Below are 26,330 nucleotides of genomic sequence, written 5' to 3'. Positions count from 1 at the left end.
TGGTGGGCGGTGTCGGTGGTGACCACGGACGAGCCGTTCACGCGTGAGTATTCGGTGGAGGATTTCGGCACGGACTATATGTTCCGGGTGCGTATCCGTCTGGGGTTCAAGGTGTCGCAGTCGATTCCGGCGTACATCCATCAGGTGATGCATGATCTGTCGGCGACGGGGGAGTTGCCGGCGCAGGTGTCGGTGTATCCGAAGGTGGATGCGGATCCGGATATCGGCACGGTGCGGTATGTGCTGATCCATAAGGCGTTGATGCCGGAGTCGAAGCTGTCGGCCCGTGAGGCGTTGAGTCTGAAGATGAAGTACGCGATCCGGCGTTTCGCGGGTTCGCCGGTCAAGTGGTTCGGTCTGGCGCCATACAATCCCGTCGTCGAAGTACAACCACTGTTCGTCACTACACGCAGGCCACCACGCCTGCAGCGTAAGGAAGTGTATACGGGGAACCATCATACCTCCGCACCTGTGGCTGACGATTACGGGGTCGAAAAAACCGGAGAGGTCGACAAGGTCGAGGCTGGTGAGTCCAGTGGTGCCGGCGAGAGTGTGGTCAGACAGGACGACTAGCGTATCGACCGCAACGTCAGTCCGTGCATGCATAGGTTGTTATGCCTGCTTTTGCCTCGGATAGGTGCGGCATATTGTGCGCCGTTCACCATGGTTTTCGCAGTATGCAGGTTCAAGGTTATGGTTATGGCCCTCTCGTCTCGTCGACGGCGCAAGGCCGTTATAGTGACGGTATGTGCAGACTCCTTGGATACAGCATATCGGCCGCCCGCCTGAGCCTCCGTCAGGTGCTCGGTCCTGCGGCTACCTCTGATTTCCGGCGCTTGAGTGAGATTCATCGCGACGGCTGGGGCGTGGCGCTGGGCGGTTGCCAGGGCGGTCTCGACAGTGTGGGCCAACCGGGCGATCAGCGTCTTTACCATACGACCATGGCGGCGTACTCCGATCCTGAATTCAACACGTTGGCCGATGTCCCGGCAGAGGTCGCCTTGTGGCATCTGCGTTGGGGAAGTCCGGGCATACCGGGAATCATGGAGAACGTTCAACCGTTTACATATGACGACATGACGTTCATTCATAATGGGCATATCGCCTCATCGACGGGAGTCAATATTCTGGATGATCCGACATTCGAAGTCGATCGGCGTACTGTCGTCGCCATCAGTCCTCATAGCGATTCGGCCGTGGTTTTCGCGGTGATTGCCGGTTTTGTGTCCGCCGGGCTGCCGCTGGATGAGGCCGTGCGTCGTGCCGTAGCGAAGTTGCGCCGATCGTACCCAAACGCAAGTTACAACTGCATCGTTTGCGACAGTGACCGGTTCGTTGCCCTCCATGCCACGTCCGGCGCCCCGACCTTGGGCGAGATCGTCAATTCGTATGCCGATTACGGCTGGGGTGGGCAGGCAGATGACTACGGGGACATGTGGTATCGTGCCACCGGTCCGGTCGAGAGCGGGCACCGCTGGGATACAGGGAGCCCGGCTTCCGACACCTTCGAAACCGCTGATGATTTTACGGCTCCGTTTGGGCGAACTCAAAATGCTACCGATAATGCTCACGGCATGGGGACAGCTGGGGGTGTTGAAGTGGGTGGTTGTGCGGTTGGTGCTGAAGGTGCGGTCGAGGGCGATGCCGCGGTTGAGGGCGCCCGTGGTGTCGTCGTCGCCAGTTCAGGCTTCCAACACCCGCAATCTGAAGGCTGGAAAGCGTTACCCAACAACCACATGATCGTCTCCGCCTTGGCCACCGGTGATTTCCGGATTCGTGGGCTGTAAGGTGATGGGTTAATCGTCTTGTTGAGGTCAAAGTTTGTGTGCGGTTCGGTAACAGTTTTGGCTATGCCCGGAACCCCTCCCCCGAAGATAAGCGCTATGTGTAGTATGTTATATGTCGTATATAAGGAGGCTCACCTTTCATTTGACCTGCATGGCGCAATCTGAAGATGCTGGACGGTGTGGCTTGAAAGTTCGCTCGGTCGAACCGACCACTGAAGCATGTTTGCATAGATGACGCGGAAGACATCGGTGTCACAAATGTGAATCATATGCCCTCGCCACACGGGCGGAGCCGTACAATGGTAGTATGACCGGATATATCCCCACGCTTGCGCAAGCGGATGAGCTGCACCAAAGACTCGCACCCTCGCAGCCGGCGTACGACCTGATTCATACGCACTGCGTCATCATCGCAACCATTACACGGCAACTGGTACGACGGCAGAATGCTTTGTTTGCGCGCCGTTGCACCCTGCCCCACGACGCGCCGGAGTTGACCGGGAATTACGACCCGTTGGCTGGTCGCCTGACGAACCGTGTACATAAGAACCATGCTGCTGAGGATGTCAAGCAGAGTACTGGCTCCGTGGACTCCGAATCTGCCTCCTTCGTACGGTTTATGGGCGCTGATGCCTCCGGAACTCAGGACGTAGGCACGTCTTCGAGCGGAACGAAGCCTTCAGACACCGCAAAAAGCCCTCGTGTGACTCCGGCGATGCTCGCGCACCGGATTACGCCTGTGGTTCCGGCCACTGACGGTGTGCGCGGCGGGATGGTGCCTCCACGCCTGCTTGACGAGAACCTTGCGGTCGTGGGCGCGATGCTCCACGACATCGGCACGTATCTGGTGCTTAAGAACGACGGTTCAAATGGCGGCAAGATTCAATTCGACGGCCCCAACTACATTCTCCACGGCCTGCGCGGCTACGAATGGCTGATCGAACAAGGCGTTGACGAGTCGATCGCGCAATTCGCGCGCAATCATACCGGCGTGGGTCTGACGCGCGAGCAGGTCGTGGCCCAAAGGTTGAAACTTCCTCCCGACGACTATGTGCCGGTCAACCTTGAGCAGGAGGTGGTGATGGTGGCGGACAAATACAACAGCAAGTCCGTGCCGCCGCGCTTCCTGACGGCCGAGGCGTACGCCCGTAAGGCCCGGCGTTTCGGCCCGCCCAACGAGCGTGCTTGGCGCGAGCTCGTCGTCAAGTACGGTATGCCTGACATTCCGTCGCTGGCCAAGCACTTCGACCAGAAGCTTGAGGTGTAGTCGGAGTGGCTGCGTAAATGGGCAAAACAATAGGGTATGCACCGCCGATTATGGTTCGAGTGCGTACCCTATCCTTGCATTACAGATTATTGCCTAGAAGGAGAAGACCTTGTCGGCTGCCTCGATGTAATCGCTGCTGCCGGCATTGTCGTTGTCGTCGGGATTGACTTCCGCTTCGGTTGCGTCCGTGTCCTCGGAGGTTCCGACGACAGGGGCGCCAACAACGGGAGCGAGCATGATGACGCAACGCTTGGGGTCGCGGCTGTGCGCAAGCCTTGCCAGCAGTTGCAAAATCGTCTCCCGTCCTGCCTTGTCAAGGCCGCGGGCGGGGTCGTCAGCAATGATGATCGGCGCCTCGCAGCTGATGGCGCGGGCGATGGCGAGCCGACGCTGGTTGAGCGGGTCGAGCCCGCCTGCGGTCACGCCGGTGGCCGCCTGGTCGAAGCCGACCGTTTTCAGAAGGTCGCGGGCTACAACGGGCAACGGCTTAAGAAATGTCCGTCCCGAGGCGCGCATTGCGAAAACAAGGTTGCTTTGGGCGTCCAAATCCGGTCGCAGGCTGTTATGTTGCGGAATCAGACCTATACGATGCGCACGGATTTTGCCTACCTCCAGTTCGGCAATGCTTTGGCTCCTGGCCACGACTTGACCGCTGTTGGGGTTTGCGAATCCGCCGGACAAGGCCAGGAAGGCCCGTCGTTGCTCGTCGTCCGCGTCGGTGACCGCATACAGCTTTCCGGCGAAGAAGCCCCATTCGATGTTGTCGAGTACGGTACGGCCGGATTTGCCGTTGACGTAGGTCACATGGTCGAAGCCGAAAGTAGGGTTGGGCTTGAGCAGAATCTCATCCTCAGTGGTGTGGTCAAGTTCTGCCGAAAGCGCCGTGGCCGGCTCGACGGCCGCCGAACTGTCGGATTTGTCTGAAATGCCCGGCTTGTCTGACGTGGACTTGTCTGACGTGCCGGTCGTGGTATTGCCGTTTGCGGTTTCACTGGCCTTTTCGGATTCGGGTCTCCGCTTGCCTGTGGCCGCTGATGTCGGTGCGTTCTCACCGGATCGTGCTGTGTCCGACGCTTCTGCCGAAGTCGCGGTTACGGCGTTGTCGCCGGTTTCGTCGAAGTCGCCGGTGACAGGGAAAACCGCTTCGGCCTCGTCGTCGAACACCACGCTGTAAGGCACCTCGTCATGGTCTTTCTGCGTCATGCCGTCCATGCCGTCGTTGACCCCTTCGGGCGTGATGGTTGTCTTCATGTCATCCGTCTTGTTGTTCCTGGTCATGACTCGAGTCCTTCGTCGGCATCAAAAATCGTCTGATATCTTGCGAATGCGCCCCGTAGGAACGCAATGATTGCGAGTGCGGCCACAGCGGCGATGCAATACCACATTGGCGCCCAGCAAGCGGAGGTCAACGATGTTGCGTGGCCGCCGGTCAGCTTCGATCCAAGGGGCTTCGAAGCGAAAATCGATGCAACGCCGCCAATCAGCAACCCTGGTACTGTGGGCATCAGCGCTTCCAAAGCCAATTGCCAGCCGATACGTGCTTTGGTCATGCCGAACACCATATCCGCGGCGATTTCGTCGCGTCGGCCGGTCAGCCCCCAAGCGGTCAGCGCCAGCAACAGCACCCCGCACACTGCGTATAGCGCGATTTGCGCGATACGCATTTTCCTGTCGAAAGCGTCCAGCCCCTTGAGCGAGTCGTTGTAATGTTCAAGCGTTGGTGAACTCACCGCGTACCCTTGCGGCAGTTTGAGGCGCTTCACGGTCTTCTGGAACGTTTTGTAGGCATCGGGACTGCTCGTGATGAATCCGACGTCATACTTCAAGGTGCTCCAGCCGGAGGTGCTGGTCTGCCATGCCTCGTTGGTCGACATGACGTTGCCGGTACCGTAAATGGCGTTGTCTCGGTTGTTTTTAGCGAGCTTGGCGTCAGACCCCATGCCGGTCGGTGCCGGATCGATGTAGGTGTAGATGCCACAAACCTCGAATTTGTAGGTTTTGGCAGCGTCGTCCGGATCTGCGATGGTGAAACTGCTGCCGACCTTCAGCCCGTTCTTTTCGGCCAGCGCTTCGGAAACGAGTACGGATTTGCCGTCTGTGCCCTTGGTCTGTGCCCCTTGCATGTCTTGGGTCGGGTACTTCAGCTTCTTGCCTTGGGTCACTTTGAAACGGCCGGGGATGTTGACCGACTCGGCATCCGCGTTGAACAGGCCGTAAAGAGTGAACTCGCCTCCGGTCTTGTCTGCGCTCTGGTCGGACTTGCCCGGTATGGCTTTCGCGGCTGAGTTCACCCCGCTTTTCGCCTGACGTAGAGGCAGTGACGCACTCATGGCGTATTGCGGCTGTGACTGTGGGTTGTTTGCCTGAGACGCTTGCGCGATCATCCCGTATTCTTGCAGGTCGAGGTTCTTCCCGACAATGGCGGGATCGGCGTCGTTGCGTTTGGCTAGTGTTGCCTCGGTGGGGCGGATCACGGCGATGGGCTGCAGCAATTCATACGTCTTGCCGTGCGCTTTGGAGTATGCGGCGTGCACCGCCTGTGCGAAGACGCCGCCGAACATCACCATGCATGCGGCGAGCAAGGCGATAAGGCTTCGCCATTTGTGGCGCAGTACCGTAGACCACGCATTTGAGAGCACAAACATCCGTTTCCTCGATTCCTTCTGAGCCTTCGGGTCTGGCGTCGCTTTCCGTTCCATCGGCACGCGACATCGCGCTTGGCGCGTCGGAGCCACATACTTACTGATGGTAGGACGCACGGTAGGCAACGGCTCAAGTATATCGGACAAAGCTCACATGTGATGTCAAACATTTGGGATTTTGCTGGATATTCGCTGGGCATCTGATCTGCGTAGGTTCGTGTTCTGCCAAGAACGTGGTCGTACAGTGCGTAAATGCGTCTCTTTGCCCGAGTGATGCGAACATGCCGGCGTCCTTGACGCAACTGGAACGGACTGGGCGTTACCTACTTCAGCAGGGCTGAGGCGGCGGGGTCGGTAGACCAGAGAAACTCATCGACACCGTCGGCGAAGCTTGAAGGATAAGCCGGATTGTTACGGTGAGCAAAGACCTGTGCGCTCGCCTCAGCCTTGCCGGCCCCGCAAGTGAGCATCCATGTTCTCCGGCTGCGCGCCATCATCGGCGCGGTCAAGGAGACACGCAAAGGCGGCATCTTGGGTGAGTGCGAGACGCCGACCACCAGTTGCCTCGAATCGGTGACGTTGATTTCATCGTGGCCGGGGAAGAGGGAGCCGAAATGGCCGTCGGGCCCCATGCCGAGTATCAGCAGGTCGAGCGTGGGCGCATCACCCAACTCGCGCCTTAGCTCGGTTTGGTATTGTGCTGCGGCTTGGGCCAGCAGAGCGTCGTTTTCCTCGTCGGAAGCGGCGGCGACCTCAGCGGCCGAGCGCATGTCGGCAGGCACTTCGTGGATGTTGGTTTCCGGCAAACGCCCGTCCGATACGAGTTTGTCAAGGAAGGCACGTCGTGCCTGCAGGCAGTTGCGGTCATCGCTGTCGGGTGCCGAGTATCGCTCATCGCCCCACCAGAAATGCACCCGGCTCCAGTCGACGGCATCGACGAGCGGGTTCGCCGCCATATCCTTGAGGCTCAGAATTGAGTCTGAACCACCGGTAAGCCCCACGTCGTATCGCGCGGTCGCGTGGGTGTTGTTCCCCCCCTCGCCGCGAGCGCTCAGTCCATCCAAAATTGCCAGCAGTGTGCGCTGCGCCGCGGCTTCCGCCACCGTGGCTTTATCGGGGTATACCTCGAGCCGTCGTTCCGCCATAACAGCCGCCTTTCCATCCGTTCATCGTCGCTTCTATCGTCCGACCGGCGAACTGTTGGGTTCGCCGGTCGGTTCGATTTCCAATCCTAGCGTAGTCGGACGCACTTCTCACCGGTCGCGGATTTCATTCATTGCAGCTGATCGTGCGTTTTGCGAATGGAGGGTGGCTTGGGATGCGTCGGATCCTGTTTCGTCACCGTCGTTGGCGGGGTATGTAAGTAGACGGCACTTGGGATGGTGCTATATGCAGTTTGCTGGCAGTGGCATGATGACACTGCCAGCAAACAAAGTGGCTGGCGCAGGTGGGCGCGTCAGCCTCGAATCACCGAGGCGTACACTTCGTCGGGATCGATGCGGCGCAACTCTTCGCTAAGGGATTCCTCGAGCGTGCGCAACGGCATCGAAACGGTCTGAGGCTTCTGACCGGGCTGACTGATGACGGCCTCGTCGGAATGCTCGCGAGTCAGTGAAAGCGTGCCGTCGCCCCGTTCGAGATAGACACCCGTGATGAAGTCGGTATCAGGCACGTATTCCATCGAAACCGGCGCAGCGAGTTGCCGGCCGAGCCATGTGGCCAACAGTTGCAACGGCAGGGAGCGCTCGCCGCCTGTAAGTTTGACTGATGTGACCGGCAGATGCGGCGGCTGGTCGAGCATCGAGGCCAGCATCGCGCGCCAGATGGTGATGCGCGTCCATGCGAGGTCGATGTCTTGTGGTTCCCAGTTCGCGGCGAGTCTTTCGAAAGTCGCGGCGGGATTGTTCGATCGGGCGGCATCCGTGATGCGTCGTCCGCTCATCGCGCCCAGCGGGTCGTTTGCCGGGTTTGCCGGTGGGTTGGTCGGCCACCATGTGACGATTGGAATGTCGGGCACAAGTAAGGGCATGACAAGCGTATCGGCATGCCGTTTCAGTCCGCCGCGCGGCTGTAGGATAATCACTTCGCCCGCACCGGCATCCGCGCCAAAGCGCACCTGCGCATCCAAATCGGTCGCCGCACCGTCAGGGTCGATGGTGATCACATCGCAGGTCGCGTTCGGAGCCGCCATCGCAGTGACGTTCGAGGAGTGAGCCGTATTGACGGGACTTTCGGGAACGTCGTTGCTTGTGGTGACGGTGGTCTGACCTGCCTGATTCGGCGTGGAATCAGGTGAACCGTCATCGTTTATCACGGCGATGACGCGGCAGGGATGCTCGCGGCTTGCACCGTTGGCCGCTTCCAACGCCTCCTTCAGCTCGTCCTTCTCGGTCGAGATGATGAGCGTCAATACCCGGTCGTTGCCGGCCTCGCCCCGTTCCTGGTGCAGTTCCTCGATTTTGCGCGCGATACGGTTGGTCTCGGTATTCGGCATGTTGATAATCATGGCATCCTCCAATGGCGCCCTTCGCGCGCCAGCATTTCGTCGGCCTCCCCTGGCCCCCATGTTCCGGAGCGATAGGGTTGCGGTTGACCCAGTCCGGCCCAGTACTCCTCGATCGGGTCGAGGATCTGCCAGCTCAGTTCCACTTCCTTGGTGGTCGGGAAGAGCGGTGGCTCGCCAAGCAGTACGTCAAGAATGAGGCGTTCGTAAGCTTCCGGCAGGTTTTCGGTGAAGGAGCGCCCGTAGCTGAAGTCCATGGAGACGTCGCGCACCTCCATCGCGGTGGCACCGGGCACCTTCGCGCCGAAGCGGATGGTCACGCCCTCGTTGGGCTGTACGCGGATGACGATCGCGTTGTTGCCCAGCTCGCGTACGGCCGTTTGCTCGAACGGCAGGTGCGGCGCGCGCTTGAACACGACGGCGATTTCGGTGACCCGCTTGCCCAGGCGCTTGCCGGTGCGCAGGTAGAACGGCACGCCGGCCCACCTCCGCGTATCCACGTCGAGGCGAATGGCCGCGTACGTTTCGGTGGTGCTGGACTTGTCGATGCCGGTTTCCTCGAGGTATCCGCAGACTTGCTCGGATCCTTGCCATCCGGCGGCATACTGCCCGCGAGCGGTGTTGGCGGAGAGGTCATTCGGCAGACGCACCGCGGAAAGCACCTTGGTCTTTTCCGCGGTCAGATCCGAGGCCGCGAAGCTCACCGGCTCCTCCATCGCGGTCAACGCCATCAGCTGCAGCAGGTGGTTCTGGATGACGTCCCGGGCCGCGCCGATGCCGTCGTAATAGCCCGCGCGCCCGCCGATGCCTATGTCCTCGGCCATCGTGATCTGCACATGGTCGACGTAGTTGGCGTTCCAGATCGGCTCGAACATGGAGTTGGCGAAACGCAGCGCCAGCATGTTCTGCACGGTCTCCTTGCCCAGGTAATGGTCGATGCGGAACACTGAGTTGGGGTCGAACACCTCGGAGACGACGCGGTCGAGCTCTTTGGCGCTCTCCAAATCGTGGCCGAACGGCTTCTCGATGATGACCCGGCGCCATGCGTCTTCGCTGGATTTGGCCAGACCCGAGTCCGCGAGCTGCTTGGAGACGATTGGGAAGGCGCTTGGCGGCACGGACATGTAGAACGCGTGGTTGCCGCGGGTGCCGCGGTCGCGGTCGAGCTCCTGCACGGTTTGGCTCAGTCGCTCGAACGCCGCCTTGTCGTCGAACGTGCCCTGAACGAAGCGGATGCCTTTGGCAAGGTTATTCCAGGTCGATTCACGGAAAGGGGTGCGGCAGTGGGTCTCGACGCACTCTTTGACGAAGTCCGCAAAAGCCTCGTTGCTCCAGTCGCGCCGGCCGAAACCGGTCAGTCCGAAGCTGGGTGGCAGCAGGCCACGATTGGCTAGGTCGTAGATGGCCGGCAGCAGTTTCTTTTTCGACAGATCACCCGTGACGCCGAAAATCACCAGGCTGCAAGGTCCGGCGATGCGGGGCAGCCGCAGGTCGCGTGGGTCGCGCAGGGGGTTGGCCCAAGAAGTTTGTTCGCTCATGGTTTCCAGTCTATCCGTCGGTAAGGCTAATGGTGCGATTAAAGACGCCGGATGGACAGGATGTTGCGTGAATCACAATTGAAAGGCGCGGGGAAGGGTGGGGCGAAGTGTGACCCCCGTGTCCTTTCGCATGGTTTGAAGACCGTATATCATATTGCCGGGTCGCTGAATACGATGATGTTCGGTGGTCGTATATGCAGACAGCCGGTGTCGGTCATGAACCCGGACGGATGGTAATCGGCTTCGTGGGGCGTGTCAATGATCGGTGGAGTAGAGTAGGGGGGAAGTTTTAACGTGGTCTGGTCGAAAGACGTCAAGTGATGTTCTGTGCGGTGCGGCTTGACTGGGTGGTGATCGGAAATGAGGCGTGAGGTGGAACGTCAACCGGATGAGGTTCGTCGATATATCAGGTCTTTTATTCCTGCGGTTGATTTTCTCGCTGAGATTCTCGGTGAGCGCAGTGAGGTCGTGCTTAACGATCTGACGGATTTGAACCATTCTGTGGTGGCGATTCGCAATTCGGAAATATCGCAGCGTAAAGTGGGCGACCCGGCGACCGATCTCGCGTTGCGCGTGGTGCAGCAGCATGGTGATGAGTCGCGTAATTACCTGGCCAATTACCCGGGTGTCTCGCGAAACGGACACATGTTGCGGTCATCCACTTTTTTCCTTCGTTATGACGGTAGGATCGTGGCGATGATCTGCATTAATACCGATGATGGCCTTCTTCTGGACATGGGCGCCGCCATTGAAAAGCTCCGGAGGAATTATGGGATGTTGCTTACGGCGGACCCGTCCATTCGTGAGGGTGTTTCGGGCAAGGCCGCGGCGCTTGAAGGCCGGGGGATGGAAGCCGATTCCGGAGCGGAATCGTCGGCGATGCTGCTGGAGCATTTGGCTACTACGGCGCAATCGATGGCTGACTCCGTGGTCCGGGCGATTTGCGACGAATGTCGTGTTGAGGTCGGTTATCTCAAACACGATCAGAAAATGCTGGCGATCAGTCGTCTGTTTGAACAAGGGTTTTTCCTTTTGAAGGACGCCGTTCCGGTGGCCGCGCAAAGTCTGGGTGTCTCGGAGCCGACCGTCTACCGCTATCTGCGTGAGGTCAGGCAGGCCGCCAAGCGGACGGAACAATCCGGGGAAACCAACGAATCCAATGCTGTCGACGATAAAAAGATAAAAAATAATTAATATGCCAGAAATTTATCAAAACATGGCATTTCGTTTTTTATTCGAGGTAACATGAGCCCTGTAATAATTTGATTTTCGTTGACTCCTAAAGGTGGTTCCATAAATGGCAGAAACAGTCAATACACCTGATCAGGCGCCAACTCCAGCGCAACGAAGCGGTTTGATGAACGTGATGCTGGTGGCGGCGCTCATGGTCGGATACTCTGTGGTCTATATGGATAAGAGTATGATCTCGACGGCCATCATCCCGATCTCCTCCCAGTTCCATTTGGACACGGGTCAGACGGGTCTGATCATGTCGTTGTTCTTCCTGGGCTACTCGATTATGCAGATTCCCTGCGGTTGGCTGGCTGACAAGTTCGGGGCCAAGCGTGTGCTGATGGCCTCCATGCTGGTCATCGGGGTGTTCTCCTACTTGTTCGGGGCGATGAGCGGTCTGCTGATGTTCATCGTCGTCCGCTTCTGCGCGGGCATCGGACATGGCGGCTACCCGCCGAGCTGCTCCAAAGCCATCGCGGAAGGTTTCCCTCGCGAAAAAAGGACCTTCGTCCAGTCGCTGATTCTGTCCACGTCCGGCATCGGCGGCATCCTGGCCTTCACGCTAGGGGCCCAGCTCGTGTCCTCCAACTGGCGCACTGCCTACGCAGTCCTTGGCAGCCTCTACCTCGTCGCCTTCATCATGATCTGGATTTTCGTGCCTGGTGGCAAGCGCGAACGGGAAGAGATGTCGAACCTGGCTGAGACCAAGAGCTCGGATGAACCGAAGCCCGGTTTCCTGGAGGTCATCAAGAACCCAAACGTCCTGATTTTGTTCGTGGCCATGCTGCTGCTCAACGTTGTGCTCTACGGCAACATGTCCTGGCTGCCTTCGTACATCACCAAGACGTTCCACCTGACGGTGAACCAGGCCGGGTACATCCTGGCCTTCAACGCCATCTTCCAGACCTTCGCCGCGATCTTCTCGGGAACCCTGCTTTCCAAGTTCTTCCTGCATAGGGAGAAGCAGGCCATTGTCGGCGCCTCGGCCATCACCGGCGCGCTGATTGTCTGCTTCGTGCTGTCCAAGAACCTGGTGATCTCCATCATCCTGTTGATCGTGATCGGCATGTGCAGCATGTTCGCGTTCACGGGCATCTTCACCTGGCCCCACAAGATCATGGATGCGCGGACGATCGGTTCCTCCATCGGCGTGATCAACACCGGTGGCACCCTCGGCGGCTTCCTGGCGCCGATGGTCATCGGCTATCTGATCAAGCTTGCCGGAGGCTCCTTCACTCCTGCGTTCTTCTTCCTTGCGGCCGTCGTCATAGTCGCGGCGTTCGCAGTGCTGTTCGTCCGGGTTCCCAAGACCGAATAGTCGCTGGTGGCTTCATTTTCCATCACGCGGTGCGGTGGTTAGAGACCCGCAAAATATTGAATGGCCGTCGACGTGTCAGCATCGACGGCTGATGAAAGGAGGTGTTTCATGGTGGTTGACGGCAACAAGCAACGGATCATGGACATCGTCGATGAGAAAAAGGCCGAGTTCATCGAGGCCGCGGATCGTATCTGGGAGACGCCTGAGACGCGTTTCACGGTTCCGGAGTCCGTCGAACAACATTATAAGGTTCTGGAAAAAGAAGGTTTTGATATCCAGAAGGGCGTCGCGGGCATGGATTATGCCTACATCGCCACGTATGGTTCCGGCAAGCCGGTCATCGGCATCACCGCCGAATACGACGCGCTCGACAACCTGAGCCAAGAGGCCGGCAATCCAAGCCGCAAGCCATTGGTCGAAGGCGCTCCGGGCCAGGGTTGCGGCCACAACGTGCTCGGCACCGGTGCTTTGGGTGCTGCCGTTGCGCTCAAGACACTGATGGAGGAGCAACATCTGAAAGGCACGCTGAAGCTTTTCGGCTGCCCGGCAGAGGAGAGCGGGTACGGCAAGGCGTTCATGGCGCGGGCCGGTGTCTTCGACGATGTCGATGCCGCTTTCACTTGGCATCCTTCCGATATCACCAGTGTTGCCGGCGGTGGCGGTCTTGCGGTGATGCAGGCCAATTTCAGCTTCAAAGGCGTGGCGGCTCATGCCGCGGCGGCTCCGGAGCAGGGACGTGACGCGCTCGATGCGGCCACGCTGATGACGGTGGGTGTGCAGTTCCTGCGGGAGCATATCATCGATGAGGCCCGAATCCACTACGCCTATCTGGATGCCGGCGGCAAGTCCGCGAACGTCGTGCATCCGACCTCCACGCTGTATTTCTTCGTCCGGGCTCCGTTCCTCGATCAGGCCAAGCCGATTTACGACCGTGTGGTCAAGATCGCCAAGGGTGCCGCGATGATGACGGACACCGAGCTTTCCATAGACTTCGATTCCGCCTGCGCCAACTACGTGCCCAACCATCCGTTGAGCGAGGCGATGGACAGGAATCTCGATTTGGTCGGCCCGCTGGAACTGACCGATGATGAAATGGAGTTCGAACGTAAGATCCAGTCCAACAACCCCGAAGGCTATGTCGGGCCGCTCACCGAGCGAATCAAGGCCGCGAACCCGGAGCTGAGCGATGAGCAGGCCTCTGAAATCGCCAATTCCAGCATGGCGTTGCCCAAGTTCCCGCTCATCTATACCACGAGCACGAAAGGGCAGGCGTCCACCGACGTCGGCGACGTGAGCTGGTGCACCCCGACCGCTCAGTTCAATGGCGGCTTCGAGCCGCTTGGCACCCCGCCGCATTCCTGGCAATGGGTGGCAAACGGGCAGTCGAGCGTGGCCCACAAGGGTCTGGTTATGGCCGCGAAGACCATCGCACTGACCGCGTATGATGCGCTTACCGACGAGAAGCTGTTGCAAGAGGCGAAAGATTCGTATGCAAAACAGTTCAAAGGCAAACCGTATGAGTCGGTCATCCCGCCTGAAACCCAGCCTCACGGCTGAGTTGGGGATGTGGTTGTGCGATTGTCCGCACATTTGGTGGTTCGGTCTGATGCCTTGCCCTGTTTGAAGCCGATGGTGAAACACCTTGTGCATCACGGCAGTTGAAAGGTAATGTGCTTGACCATCAAGCGCCATTGAAAAAGATTGGTGTTTTTCGCCGGCCGTACATGCGTATGGTGTACGGCCGGTTTCTATATCCGATGATTAAAGGGGCGAGGGCATGGCGGTATCGGGGGATGCCACTCAACATTCGGGACGCGCGGCGGATGATGGTGACGGAACTTCGTCGAAAACGGCGAACTACCGGAGCGTGTTCGATATCATAGGGCCTGTCATGATCGGCCCCTCCAGTTCGCATACGGCCGGTGTGGTGGCCATAGGTCGTGTCGTCAACGAGGTCTTTCGTGATGAACCCGAAACCATTGTCGTTGATTATTACGAATCCTTTGCACAGACCCATCAGGGTCATGGTACGGATTTCGCGATCGTCGGTGGGGTTCTGGGATTCGCGACTGACGACAGGCGCAACGAGAATTCGCTTGAGATTGCGCGGCGGCGGGGTATTCATGTATCATTCGTCGAGAAGGAGGGTGACAGTCCGGTCGGTCATCCGAACACCGCGATCGTCAGCGTTTCCAATAGTCGTCGGTCGGTGCAGGTCGTGGGCGTCTCCATTGGTGGCGGAGTGGCGCAAATCAAACGGATCGTGGTTGACGGTTTCGACGTCAGGCCGCGCGGAACGTTGCCGATGTTGCTGTTGCGAGGCCATGATTCGGACAATCAGGAACTTGGCGAAAAACTCCGAGGCGTCTGCCTGATCGGGGATGTGCGTTCCTTCGGCGGGCAGGACACCGACGAGCGGATGTACGAATACGACCTTGACTCCCCTCTGACCCAACGCATGGTTGAGGATGTAGTGCATGGCGATGATCGGATTTTCTACCTGAGATAGGTTCCGCGGCGGCTGGCGGCGTTCGAGGAACATGTGATTTTCATGGGTTTACGAGGAATAATATGTATTTGACAATTGCTGAATTGGTTGAGGACGCCGAGCGGCGGCAACTGCCGGTCTGCGAATTGATGATCCGGCAGGAGATCGAGCGTTCCCATGAGCCGCGTGAAGCCGTTTGGGAGAAAATGGGGCGCAATCTCGATGTGATGCAACAGGCGGTCGCAGACGGCGCCGCGGGTGAAGGCGTACATAGCACGACCGGCCTGACCGGTGGGGATGCCGTGAAACTGCGCAAGTACCGTGAGCGTGGCAGGACCCTGAGTGGAGACGTGATGATGCAGGCGGTGCAGAACGCGATGGCCTGCAATGAGGTCAACGCCGCGATGGGCGTCATCTGCGCCACGCCTACGGCCGGTTCGTCGGGCACGATTCCAGGGATTCTGTTCACGTTGACGGATCGGCTTGGCTTGGGTCGCGACCAGCAGATTCGTTTTCTGTTCACGGCGGGTGCATTTGGCTTGATCATCGCCAACAACGCTGGTATCGCGGGGGCCACGGGTGGCTGCCAGGCTGAGGTGGGCAGCGCGTCCGCGATGGGTGCCGCTGCGGCGGTGGAGGCCGCCGGTGGCACTCCTCGTCAGAGTGCGGAGGCTTTGGCCATTGCCATATCGAATCTATTGGGACTGATTTGTGATCCGGTGGCTGGATTGGTGGAACTGCCTTGCGTCAAGCGCAATGCAATCGGAGCTGGTAACGGTCTTATCGCGGCGGACATGGCCTTGGCCGGCATCACCAACAAGATTCCGCCCGACGAAGTGATCGGCGCGATGGATGACGTTGGCAAAAACCTGCCTAGGAAATTCCGTGAGACCGGGCTCGGCGGGTTGGCTGATACCCCGACCGGCCGGAGACTGAAGGAGAGCATATTCCCCGCGAAGAAGAACCTGTCCGCATTCAGAAAAACCGAATCGGCGACCTGATTCATGCATCCACAGGGTGCGTGCGTCAGGGCGCATCCGATCCGCTGTAAAAAACTGTCGATTTATCAACGATAACCCCCTAAGGAGGCTCTTATGAATACAGAACAAGCCAAAGATCTATTGAAGACATTGGTTGCGTTCCACACGGAGAACGGCAACGAGAAGGTCGTGGCCGACTATATCCACGGTATTTTCGAACAGGCAGGCATTCGCTCGAAGGTGCTGCCGCTTGAGGACGACCCTACACGTGCCAATCTTGTCGCGGAAGTGGGCTCCGGCGAGCCGGTCGTCGCGGTTTGCGGCCATATGGACACGGTCTCGGCTCAACAGGATGGCTGGGAGACCGACCCCTTCACGGTCACCGAGAAGGGCGATTTGATCTACGGCCGCGGCGTGACCGATATGAAGGCCGGCACCGCCGCCCTGGTCATCGCCATGCTCCACTTGAAGGAGCATGAGTCCCAGATACACGGCACGGTACGATTCCTCTGCACCGCAGGCGAGGAGGTCGGCATGCCCGGAGCCCAGGCCCTGGAGGAGCAGGGGTACATGAAGGGCGTCGAGGCGTTGCTGGTCGGTGAGCCTTCCGGCTATGCAATCGTCTACGCTACCAAAGGCGAATACGACATCACGGTGAACATGAAGGGCAAGGCCGCGCACAGTTCGATGCCTCAGCTCGGCATCAACGCCGTCGAGAACCTCATTGAGTTCCTTGATGTCCTTTCCGAGCGCATCAAGAAGGAGTCCGAGGGCAAAAACAACCCCGATCTGGGTGGGACGGTCTACAACATCGACGTCTTCCACGGCGGCCGGCAGGTCAACGCCATCCCCGAGTCCGCAAGCGCGGAGATCAACATCCGCATCGTTCCCGAGTTCGACAACGCCACCATCCGCGGCATTTTCGATGAAGAGGTCAAGAAGTTCAACGAGACCCACAAGGCCGAAGTCTCTTATAGCATCGGTATGGATATCGTTGCACAGGTCGGCCCCAAGGACGCCAAGCTCGCCAAGATCGCTCAATCGGTAGGCGAAAAGCACCTTGCTGCACAGGGCAAGGAACCGACTATTCCGATGCTGGCCCTGTCGGGGGCGACCGATGGCAGCAAGCTGCTGATCAACAGCCCGTCCGACACCGCGTACGTGGTGTTCGGCCCCGGCAACAAGACCATGCATTGCGTCAATGAGAGCCTGCCGAAGGGCATGTATGAGGACTTCATCGCCATGTACCAGGAGATTCTCGACCAATACATGGGCATCACCGAGTGAAGCTGTCGTCGTTGGCGGAGACCTGATGAGGGTCTCTTGAAAAGCGTTCGGGACGAAGGCCTGTAGAGGTTTTCTGACAAAAGCAACGCGAGAGGGGGCTGACCGGATTAGAACCGGTCAGCCCCCTCTCGCGTTGGTGTCGTTTGGCGTCAACCGTTGGGTTGGTGGTTACGTTTAGAAGTCCCAGTCGTCATCATCGGTGGCTTCGGCGTTGCCGATGACATAGGAGGAACCTGAACCGGAGAAGAAGTCATGGTTCTCGTCAGCCGAAGGGGATAGGGCCGCGATGATCTCGGGGCTCACCTTGGTTTCGGCGGCGCTGAACTTGGCCTCGTAACCGAGGTTCATCAGGGTTTTGTTGGCGTTGTAGCGCACGAACGCCTGCACGTCGTCGATGAAGTCGAAGCCTTCGTAGACCTGGTCGGAGTACTTGACCTCCAGCTCATACAGTTGGTTCAGCAGGTCGTCGGTGTACTTCTTGAGCATCTCCTGGTCGGCGGCGGTGCGGTGCTCGAGGTGGCGCTGGTACTTGTAGCCGGAGTAATAGCCGTGGATGGCCTTGTCGCGCAGGATCAGGCGGATCATGTCCGCGGTGTTCATCAGCTTGGCGCGGCTGGAGAAGTAGAGTGGCAGGTAGAAGCCCGCGTAGAGCAGCAGCGAGGAGAGCATCACGGCCGCGACCTTGCGCTTGAGCGGGTCCTCGGACTGGTACTGCTCCATGACGATGCGCACGCGCTCCTGTACGAGGTCGTTGCCCACTGCCCAACGGTAGGCTTCGTCGATCTGTTCGGAGGAGCACAGCGTCGAGAAGATGGAGGAATAGGAGCGGGCGTGCACCGACTGCATGAAGGCGATGTTAGTGTAGATGGCCTGTTCGTGCTCGGTCAGGGCGTCGGGAATCTGCACCAGCTCACCCACGGTGGCCTGCTCGGTGTCGAGCGTGGTCAGGCCCGTAAACACATGTACGGTGGTCTCGCGCTCGTGCTCGGTCATGCTGCGCCAAGAAGGAATATCGTTCGACAGCGGCACCTTTTCAGGCAGCCAGAAGTTGGCGATCAGGCGGTTCCACACCTCGAGGTCCTTGTCGTCCTGGATGTTGTTCCAGTTGACCGGGCGGATTCGCAGGGTCTTGGGGTCCGCTCCCTTTGCGAAAGCCGTGGACCACTGCGGTGGGGTCAGTGAATCCGCCATCATCTTATCGTCGGCCAGTTTGACTTCGTCTGCCATCGTGCTTCCTTCTGTTGTTCCGTATTTACGTTTACCTTGGATTCGGCATCGCCGATGTTCGGCCATGCGCAGTCCGTCCGCGGGCATGTCGGTGAAACAACTATTCTGCTGTGTTTCGGTGACGTGAAGCGACCGTTTGACATGCCGTTGACACGATATCTAGTGGTGCGGTATGGCGATATCTTCTATATATAGTAATCGCTTGATTGTGTGTTTGCGTCATGACTCGCGGAAATTTGGTGTGATGAATGTAACAGAAAAGCATGACGCGAGGCATGGGTGCTCGCGACGTCGGAAAATGGCGGAATGAAGCCGTTCTTGAGAAAGCATGACAGAAAATTTGGCCAATTCGTAGGCATTTGCAAGGCAAGTGGTGTGACTTTACAATCATAAGCATCGTTTACGGCTCCATCGACGGCGTCTGGGCGATAGTATGGTCGAACTCAAGCGGATTCAATACGGATGTACCGTGACCGAGTCTGCGCGTGTGTCTACCCATTTTAGAAAGGACCGCTATGAAAGCCGTGGTTTTTGAGAACTACAAGACGTTCCCCACGATCAAGGAAGTGGAGAAACCGACGCCCGGACCGGGTGAGGTGTTGCTGAAGGTGGCGGGGGCCGGTTGCTGCCATTCGGACGTGTCCGTGTTCCATGACTACACCCCCGAAACGGGTACGCACACCAAGCCCCCGTTCATTCTCGGGCACGAGACCTCCGGTTGGATCGAGGAGCTCGGCCCCGGCGTCACCGGTTTCAACAAAGGCGATGCCTACTTGGTCTATGGGCCGACCGGATGCGGTCATTGCCAGCGTTGCGTCGCCGGCGAAGAGAACTACTGCGAGAACATGGCCACCAACGAATCCTTGGCCATCGGCTTGGGGCGCGACGGAGGTATGGCCGAGTACGCGGTGGTGCCGGCCCGTAACCTCGTGCCGCTGGGCGATGCCGACCCGATCGCGGCGGCTCCGCTCTCCGACGCGGGATTGACCCCGTACCACGCCATCAAAGCCGCACTGCCTCACCTGCGCGGCGGCGGCAAGTATGCCTTGGTCATCGGTCTTGGCGGATTGGGACAGATTGCGATCCAGCTGCTCAAAGCGTTGACCGGTGCGACCATCATCGGCACCGATATGAAACCCGAAAGCATGGCCAAGGCCGAGGAGCAAGGCGTCATCACCGTGCCGAGCGATGAGAACGAGGTCGCCAGGATTCGCGAGATCACCAGTGGGCGCGGCGTGGATGCCGCGTTCGACTTCGTGGGCATCGCCCCCACCATCGCCGCAGCTCAGGCCGCCTCTGGAATCGGCTCGCGTGTGACGATCGTCGGCATTGCCGGCGGCAAGGGCGAGTTCGACTGGTATACGAATCCGTGGGAGCAGGAGCTCACCAGCGCCTACTGGGGATCGATGTCGGAGCTGCATGAGGTCGCCGCGCTTTACCGCCAGGGACTGGTCACCCCTGAAGTCGAGACCTATTCGATGGATGACGCCCTCGTCGCCTACCACAACCTGGTCGATGGAAAGCTCACCAAGCGCGCCGTCGTCGTGCCTCATATGGGTGAGTGATAGCCGCTTTATACCGCGAAAACTCGTATATCTCCTATCTGGGGTGTGCGAGTTTTTGTTACTGCCGGAACGTCTGTTGTGTTTGCGCCTTTGAGCTGGTCTGTGCGATCGTAACATTCCAACCCATCGTAAGCCGTCCATGGAAATCAGGTCATTCTGACCGTGTGAAAGTTGGTTTTGAGAATCGGGTCTCGAAGTCGCGGCCTTCCATCCAACCCGAGTCCGGTAAGGTTCACGATTTTGGACGAAGCGTCCATATTATGGATTTTCGTGTTCCGGAATGCGTAATTTTCTTTATTGTTTGCAAACAGGCAAGTCTTGCCAGGACGATGCCCCAAGCCGACAGGTTCACACAATGAACGTATCGGGCCGCGCTTTTGCGGTATGGAAAGAAGACAGATGCACGGAAGAGGGTAAGCTAGGTATGGTCGCTGAAAAAAGAGTGAAAGAGCAAACAGGGGATGCCGGACCCCACTTGACCGCAACGGACGGCAAACCCCTGAACTCGCCGGCAGAGGTCATCGCTGCGAGTCTGGTGGGAACCACCATCGAATTCTACGATTTTTATGTATATGCGACCGCGGCGGTGCTGGTGTTTCCGAAGCTGTTCTTCCCGTCCAGCAGTCAGCTCGCCAGCCAGCTTGCGTCGTTCGGGGTGTTCGGAGCGGCCATGATCGCCCGTCCCGTAGGCGCCATCGTCTTTGGACATATGGGCGACAAGCGTGGTCGCAAGACGACCTTGGTGGTCTCCTTGCTGACCATGGGAATCGCCACGTTCCTGGCGGGCTGCCTACCCACCTTCCAGCAAATCGGACTGTTGGCACCGGCCCTCCTGCTGGTTCTTCGCTTGACGCAGGGTTTCGCGCTCGGAGGCGAATGGTCCGGTGCCGCACTTGTGGCCACGGAAAACGCTCCGGCCGACAAACGCGCCCTTTATGGCACATTCCCGCAGCTGGGCGCCCCGATTGGCTTCATCATCGCCAATGGGTTGTTCCTGATCATCAATTTCGCGATGCCGGGCGAGCATGACCGGGGCATGGCCTCCGACGCATTCCTCGCATGGGGATGGCGCATCCCGTTCCTCTTCAGCGCGGTGATGGTCATCATCGGCCTATGGGTGCGTTCCAAACTCGTGGAATCCGAGACCTTCAAGAAGGCGGAATCGCAAGGCGCCGTCGTCAAGATGCCCCTCGCGCAAACGCTGCGCCACCACTTCAAGGCTGTCGTGCTTGGCACGTTCGCGATGCTCGCCACCTATGTGCTGTTCTACCTGATGACCACCTTCAGCCTCACCTACGGCACAGCTCCCAACCCTCCGAAGCCGGGTTCGCCCGCTGGCCTGAACATCCCATACACTCATTTCGTGCTCATGCAGATCGCCGGTGTCGTGTTCTTCGGGTTGTTCACACTGGCCTCCGGTCCATTGGCCGACAGGTTCGGCCGGCGCAGGATGTTGCTTGTCGTCACTGTGGCCATCGTCATATTCGCGTTGATGTTCCCGCTCTTCCTCGATGACAAGTCCGGCGGATTCGGCAGGATGGCAGTGGTTGAGCTGTTCCTGATTATCGGGTTCACCCTCATGGGATTCACGTTCGGACCGATGGGCGCGCTGTTGCCTGAGATGTTCCCGACCAACGTGCGCTACACCGGTTCGGCCATCGCCTACAACGTCAGCTCCATTCTGGGAGCCGCGCTCGCCCCCATCATCGCCACCGCGTTGTGGGGCGCGGCCGGCGGCAGTACGTGGATGGTGGGCGTCTACCTCGCGTTCGCGGCGGTGCTGACCCTCGTCGCGCTGGTGTTCACCAAGGAGACCAAGGACATTGATTTCAGCGACGATCTGGGCGTACCGGTTGTCTGAGTGAACCATGAACCCCATGTTCGGCGGGGCGGATTCGCAGTCTGTGCGATCCGCCCCGTTTATGTTTTGACCGGTCGTTGTGCCCGGCCTGATCCGTTGTCGTCACTGCTGGCGGGATTGTCCAAAAGGTTCGATGAAGGGGAAGCCTCCATCACCGAGTTCATGTAAGCGGTTTTTCTGATAAGAGTGTCTCATGACATGATTGTCAGGGGCATTTCCCGTTCGGTATGGTTATGCCTTTCGGGTTGCCCGATCGGAATACCTGCCCATGCAAGCGGGTCCGAATGGCGCGACCGGCCATCAGGACCCGCATAAATAAACCTGCCGGATTATTCGAGCCCGATGCTCTTCATGTCGTGCAGGGTGAGCTTGTTGACGGCGAGTACGCCCGATTCTGCGGAAAGCTTTACGGCGCGCTTTCCTTCGGACGGGTAGCTGTAGGAGCTCAGCACGTGCCGACCGTCGTTGACGTAGACCTCGACGGAGCCGCGATCGACGTAGACGCGCAGTTTCAACTCGTCGGCGGACAGCTCCTCGTCGGTCAGCCTGGCGGCGCGATAGCCGCGGTCACCGCGTGCCGCCGCCAGACGGTCGACCACGACGGTGGCGGCCTGCGCGTCGTAGGCCACATAGGTGCAGGAACCGTCCGGCGTGGCATGGACCTTCAGCCCGGCGCGCTCGGCGGTGGTGTCCTTCAAATCGATGTTTAGCTCGATTTCCACGGCTTCGGCGTCCTCATCGATCAGGGTCTCCTCGTTGGCCTCGATGGGGCGGGCGACGTGCTCGAACGTGTTGATGCGCAGCTTGTCGATTTCCGGCACCGGAACGGTGTGCAGGTCGTCATCCTCACCGAGGTAGCATTCGCGAGGCAGGGTCATCTGGCCGCACCAGCCGTCGGATTGCATCGGAGCGTTCTCGGAAAACGGGCTCATCCAGCCGTACATGATGCGGCGGCCGTCGGCCTCGAACGACTGCGGGGCGTAGTAGTTGGCGCCGCAGTCCAAGAGGCGGAACTCGGTTTCGGGTTTGAACGCCTCCCCGGGCTTCCAAGTGCCGATCATGTAGCCGGCATTGTTCTCGTTGCGGTTCATGTAGCCCTTGGCCTTCGAGCCCATCGCGGAAAAGACGATGACCCACTTGGTGTCCCCGTTCTTGTCCTTCAGAGGGAAGAAATCGGGGCATTCGAGCATGAAGACATCCGGGTTGGGATCGTCGAACAGGACGTTCTGGAACGTCCAGTTGACCATGTCCTTGGAGGTGTAGTCCCAGATCTGGCCTCGGTGGTCGGCCGTGGAGACGCCGTGGATGAGGTGCCAGACGCCATCCTGCTTCCATACCTTCGGATCGCGGAAGTGCGAATCGACCTTCTCGCGCGGGCAGTCGATGACCATACCGCGTTTTTCGAGTTTGATCGCGTCGTCGTCGATCGCGTCCGCGAGCATCTGCACCTGCCACTGCCCATCGGCGTCGTTTCTGCCGTTGTTCCAGCGGTGGCCGGTGTAATAGAACCTGAGTTTGCCTTGGTCGTCCACCACGGCCGAGCCGGAGAAGACGCCGTCCTTGTCCTCTTCGAGGCTGGGCGCCATCGCGATCGGGTCGCGGCGCCAGGAGACCATGTCGGCGCTGGAGACATGACCCCAATGCATCGGTCCCCACTGCGTTCCGTAGGGATGCAGCTGATAATAGACATGCCAGCGGCCCTTATAGCGGCACAGTCCGTTCGGGTCGTTGATCCAGCCGCCGTTGGAGGCGATGTGGAACTTGGGGTACCAGCGGTCCACGCGTTCAAGGTCGAGCTGATCGACCCCGGCTTCCGCCTTGGCCAGTTCTTCGGCGTGGTTGCGGATCGGGGAGTAGACGGGATATGTGGTCATCGTTGATTGCCTTCCTTGGGATGATTACGGAACGGGCGCCGTCAGGCCGAGACCTGGGCTTGCGTGGCTCCGGCCTTCCGGTCCTTGACTCGTATGAACGGGTCGCCTCCTACCTGCTGGTCGTCCTTCTTGATGACGAAGAACCCGTAGACCAGTGCAAGAAGCACGATGCCGGAGATAGTGAAGAAGGTCTTGCGTGGGCCGAGGCTGTCGCGCAGCATGCCCAGCGGTGTGGACATGATCACCTGCCCGACCTGCGAGGCGATCTGGAAGCCGACCATGTACAGCGTGGCAGAAAGCTTCGTATCATAATGCAGTGTGAAGTAACGGAATGCCGGCAGGCAGAAGAGTGGGGTCTCGATGGCATGGAACATCTTGACCACGGAGATCGTCACCGGGTCGTGGAAGACGCCGCACAGGCCGATGCGCAGAAACATGGTCACGGCACCGAGCAGCAAGGCGTTGCGCACCCCGATGTGGTCCATGATGATCGGGACGATGCCCATCATCGCCGATTCGCAGAACACTTCGGCCGCGTTGAGGATGGAATACCATTCTGCGCCTTGGGCGGGAGTGGCGAAGAGGCTCTTGTAATAGCTCGGGAACATCTGCTGGTCGAAGACCGTGTAGAACGTGTTCGTGAAAAGCATGAAGATGATCAACGCCCAGAGCGACCCCATGCCGAGCACGGCGATCATCTCCTTGGTCGTCGGGTTGGTGCGTGGCGCGTTCGGGTCGGCCTCCTTGTTCAGCTCCTCCTTCTGCTCGGCCGGACGCCAGAACAGATAGACGCACAGCATGCCGATGCCGAACAGGGAGCCGAGCCAGAAGTTCCAGCGCATGTCGATGTTGAACAGCGGTCCGGCAATCAGAGCGACGACGGCATAGCCGAAGGAGCCCCATGCGCGGGATTGGCCATACTCGAATCCGAAGTGACGGCTATAGCGTTCGGTGAGCGCCTCGACAAGCGAGCAGCCGGCCATGAAACCGGCGGACAGCACGATCGAGCCGACCAGAACTCCGATGAATTTGGTCGTGCCGCCGGCCAGCAGCAGCGGCTTGTAGATGAACTGTGCGAAGGGACCAACGCATGCGGCGATGCATGAGACCACGATCACCAGACGGCGTTTGATGCCGAGGTTGTCCTGGATGAGGCCGTAGAAGAACATAATGAACAGGGTGGCAAGGGAATTGATGGAATAGATCTGGCCTTGTTGCGCGGCCGTCATCCCCAGACCTTTCGGCGCGGGGCTGGTGAGCCAGATCGAGAAGAAGGACCACCAGATTCCCCATGAGCAGAAGAACATGAAGATACCGGTCGAGCTTTGCAGATACGAAGGATTCCGATATGTCTTGGCGCCTGAAATCGCCATTATAGCCAGCTTTCTCTCGGTGGTGCCGCTGCCGCGCGGCATCATTTCGACTACGGTTCCTGTTGATTTTGCGGCATCGCCCGAATCAGGAACCTTGGTAAGAAATATATTACAGGAATCGTTTCACGTCAACTTGTAAATCGATTCCGGCGTTTCGTGCATCCTCGCTAGGCCGAGTAAACCGGAACCGGCGAATTCGAGGGGATGGTGAGGGAAAAAGTGTAGCGGCTTGCGCGTGTGCGGGACGAGCCTACGCCTCGTGGACCGTGCCGCCGTTCTTCCTTTTCGTGACCGAACCGCGTTCAACGATGGAGCAGTGGATGCGCACCGGGCAGGGGGCGTCAAGCGGGGGCATTTCGGCAAGAGTGTTCGTGGTGTCGGCGGGTTTCAACGGATGCCCCTCGATGATAGAGATCAGCTTGCGCGCGCCCCAATACCCCATTTCATAATGCGGAAGTTCGATGGTGGTGGGTCGTGGGTCGAAGGTTTCGGAAATGATGCGGCTGTTGTCCACTCCGACCACGGAAATGTCTTGACCGACGGTCAGTCCCCGACGTGCGGCCGCTTCGTAAACATACCAGGCGCGCGCGTCGTTGAAACAGAAGAATGCGTCGGGGCGCGCATCGTCGAACAGGCGCTCGACGGCCTTCAGGGCCGGTCGGTTGTTGAGCACCTGGATCGACAGCGACGGGTCGTGCTCGAGCCCCGCATCCTTTAGTGCGTTTACGTATCCTTTGCGACGCAGGGGCTCCGCGATCAGGGGCTCGGAGCAGCCCACGTAGGCGATGCGCCTGCAACCTGCGCGGATCAAATACATCGTCGCGTCATACCCGATGGCCACTTCGTCCGGAACGATGAAGGGTACGCCGTCTTTGCCGCGGCCGTCCGTTGCGTCGAGCAATACCGTGGGGCATCCGGTCAGGTCTTCGGGCACCGACGATATCCTGTCGTACATTTTGGCGTACAGGAAACCGTCGGTCCCATAGCGCTTGAGGGCGGCGATCTCGTCGGTCTCCTTGCCCTTCCCGTCGGTGTTGACCAACAGCATCATGTAGCCCAGCTCACTGGCGGCGTCCTGCGCTCCGAGAATCATCTTGCCGGCGTATGGAGTGGTGGCGATCTCCTCGCTGATGAAGCCGATGGTGCGCGTCCTGCTGGTCCTCAGCGAGCGCGCCAGCGGATTGGGGCGGTACCCCAGTTCCTTCGCGGTTCGGCGAATGCGCTGGGCGACCTCCTTCTTCACATGGCCGTTCTCCCGATGGTTGAGGGACAGGGAGACGGCGGTGACCGATGCTCCGGCCTTTTCGGCTACTTCCTTGATGGTGGTCATTCCTATGTATATACTCCGAGCGCGAGATGACCCCCCCCGTTCATCGCTCACGAGCGT

The 26,330-nt window shown here is 59.1% G+C and carries 20 protein-coding genes; 11 read left to right on the top strand and 9 right to left on the bottom strand.

Features of this window, described 5'->3' with window-relative positions:
- The 3 genes from BBOH_RS05875 to BBOH_RS05865 all read left to right on the top strand — a co-directional run.
- A partial coding sequence (locus BBOH_RS05875; RefSeq protein ID WP_420305067.1) for a KUP/HAK/KT family potassium transporter occupies positions 1–573 on the top strand: 573 nt, incomplete at its 5' end.
- A gap of 104 nt (positions 574–677) precedes the next feature.
- Entirely contained in the window at positions 678–1,787 is a 1,110-nt protein-coding gene (locus BBOH_RS08310) for a class II glutamine amidotransferase (protein ID WP_052118189.1), read from the top strand.
- Positions 1,788–2,094: 307 nt separating this feature from the next.
- Positions 2,095–3,054, top strand: coding sequence for an HD domain-containing protein (locus BBOH_RS05865; RefSeq protein ID WP_033521475.1), 960 nt, complete (start codon positions 2,095–2,097; stop codon positions 3,052–3,054).
- Positions 3,055–3,147: 93 nt separating this feature from the next.
- Here the strand turns inward: BBOH_RS05865 and BBOH_RS08305 are convergent, their stop codons facing one another.
- The 5 genes from BBOH_RS08305 to zwf form a co-directional block, all read right to left on the bottom strand.
- Positions 3,148–4,332 carry an ATP-binding cassette domain-containing protein gene (locus BBOH_RS08305; RefSeq protein ID WP_052118188.1) on the bottom strand — a complete coding sequence of 395 codons (1,185 nt, stop codon included), beginning with the start codon at positions 4,330–4,332 and terminating at the stop codon, positions 3,148–3,150.
- Positions 4,329–5,753 (bottom strand): ABC transporter permease, encoded by a 1,425-nt coding sequence (locus tag BBOH_RS05855; RefSeq protein ID WP_044098163.1) that lies wholly within the window; start codon positions 5,751–5,753, stop codon positions 4,329–4,331. Before BBOH_RS05855 ends, BBOH_RS08305 begins: the two co-directional genes overlap by 4 nt.
- 266 nt (positions 5,754–6,019) lie before the next feature.
- Entirely contained in the window at positions 6,020–6,841 is an 822-nt protein-coding gene (gene pgl / locus BBOH_RS05850; protein WP_033521474.1) for a 6-phosphogluconolactonase, read from the bottom strand.
- Positions 6,842–7,152: 311 nt separating this feature from the next.
- Positions 7,153–8,202 (bottom strand): glucose-6-phosphate dehydrogenase assembly protein OpcA, encoded by a 1,050-nt coding sequence (locus tag BBOH_RS05845; protein ID WP_033521473.1) that lies wholly within the window; start codon positions 8,200–8,202, stop codon positions 7,153–7,155.
- On the bottom strand, positions 8,199–9,737 hold the full coding sequence (zwf, locus tag BBOH_RS05840; protein WP_033521472.1) for a glucose-6-phosphate dehydrogenase: 1,539 nt from the start codon (positions 9,735–9,737) through the stop codon (positions 8,199–8,201). Before zwf ends, BBOH_RS05845 begins: the two co-directional genes overlap by 4 nt.
- Positions 9,738–10,109: 372 nt before the next feature.
- On the opposite strand from zwf, the gene BBOH_RS05835 reads away from it, so the two are divergent.
- The 6 genes from BBOH_RS05835 to BBOH_RS05810 all read left to right on the top strand — a co-directional run bounded on the left by BBOH_RS05835 (position 10,110) and on the right by BBOH_RS05810 (position 17,043).
- The gene (locus BBOH_RS05835; RefSeq protein WP_074428538.1) at positions 10,110–10,931 is read left to right on the top strand and encodes a helix-turn-helix transcriptional regulator; all 822 of its coding nucleotides are present in this window, start codon (positions 10,110–10,112) and stop codon (positions 10,929–10,931) included.
- 103 nt (positions 10,932–11,034) lie between these two features.
- Positions 11,035–12,288 carry an MFS transporter gene (locus tag BBOH_RS05830; RefSeq protein ID WP_237743149.1) on the top strand — a complete coding sequence of 418 codons (1,254 nt, stop codon included), beginning with the start codon at positions 11,035–11,037 and terminating at the stop codon, positions 12,286–12,288.
- A 108-nt stretch (positions 12,289–12,396) separates the two neighbouring features.
- On the top strand, positions 12,397–13,845 hold the full coding sequence (locus BBOH_RS05825; RefSeq protein ID WP_033521470.1) for an amidohydrolase: 1,449 nt from the start codon (positions 12,397–12,399) through the stop codon (positions 13,843–13,845).
- A 220-nt stretch (positions 13,846–14,065) separates the two neighbouring features.
- On the top strand, positions 14,066–14,797 hold the full coding sequence (locus BBOH_RS05820; protein WP_081930351.1) for a serine dehydratase beta chain: 732 nt from the start codon (positions 14,066–14,068) through the stop codon (positions 14,795–14,797).
- Between the two features lie 62 nt (positions 14,798–14,859).
- Positions 14,860–15,777: an L-serine ammonia-lyase, iron-sulfur-dependent, subunit alpha gene (sdaAA, locus tag BBOH_RS05815; RefSeq protein ID WP_033521469.1), complete on the top strand. Its 918-nt coding sequence runs from the start codon at positions 14,860–14,862 to the stop codon at positions 15,775–15,777.
- Between the two features lie 93 nt (positions 15,778–15,870).
- On the top strand, positions 15,871–17,043 hold the full coding sequence (locus tag BBOH_RS05810; RefSeq protein ID WP_033521468.1) for an ArgE/DapE family deacylase: 1,173 nt from the start codon (positions 15,871–15,873) through the stop codon (positions 17,041–17,043).
- Positions 17,044–17,217: 174 nt separating this feature from the next.
- On the opposite strand, the gene nrdF is transcribed toward BBOH_RS05810, so the two are convergent.
- On the bottom strand, positions 17,218–18,237 hold the full coding sequence (gene nrdF / locus BBOH_RS05805; protein WP_237743166.1) for a class 1b ribonucleoside-diphosphate reductase subunit beta: 1,020 nt from the start codon (positions 18,235–18,237) through the stop codon (positions 17,218–17,220).
- Between the two features lie 548 nt (positions 18,238–18,785).
- Between nrdF and BBOH_RS05800 the strand changes: the two genes are divergently transcribed.
- Together BBOH_RS05800 and BBOH_RS05795 are read left to right on the top strand one after the other, a co-directional pair.
- Entirely contained in the window at positions 18,786–19,835 is a 1,050-nt protein-coding gene (locus BBOH_RS05800) for an NAD(P)-dependent alcohol dehydrogenase (protein WP_033521467.1), read from the top strand.
- A gap of 424 nt (positions 19,836–20,259) precedes the next feature.
- A complete protein-coding gene (locus BBOH_RS05795) occupies positions 20,260–21,696 on the top strand; it encodes an MFS transporter (RefSeq protein WP_081930350.1) in 1,437 nt (478 codons plus the stop codon).
- Positions 21,697–22,025: 329 nt separating this feature from the next.
- On the opposite strand, the gene BBOH_RS05790 is transcribed toward BBOH_RS05795, so the two are convergent.
- The 3 genes from BBOH_RS05790 to BBOH_RS05780 form a co-directional block, all read right to left on the bottom strand.
- Positions 22,026–23,570: a glycoside hydrolase family 32 protein gene (locus BBOH_RS05790; protein ID WP_033521466.1), complete on the bottom strand. Its 1,545-nt coding sequence runs from the start codon at positions 23,568–23,570 to the stop codon at positions 22,026–22,028.
- Positions 23,571–23,611: 41 nt separating this feature from the next.
- Positions 23,612–24,943, bottom strand: coding sequence for an MFS transporter (locus BBOH_RS05785; protein WP_033521509.1), 1,332 nt, complete (start codon positions 24,941–24,943; stop codon positions 23,612–23,614).
- A gap of 250 nt (positions 24,944–25,193) precedes the next feature.
- A complete protein-coding gene (locus tag BBOH_RS05780; protein WP_033521465.1) occupies positions 25,194–26,273 on the bottom strand; it encodes a LacI family DNA-binding transcriptional regulator in 1,080 nt (359 codons plus the stop codon).
- Positions 26,274–26,330 lie beyond the last annotated feature (57 nt).

Source organism: Bifidobacterium bohemicum DSM 22767, from assembly GCF_000741525.1.
Lineage (GTDB): Bacteria > Actinomycetota > Actinomycetes > Actinomycetales > Bifidobacteriaceae > Bifidobacterium > Bifidobacterium bohemicum.
Note: the sequence above shows the minus strand (reverse complement) of the source record. Positions and strands in the feature narration are given on the sequence as shown.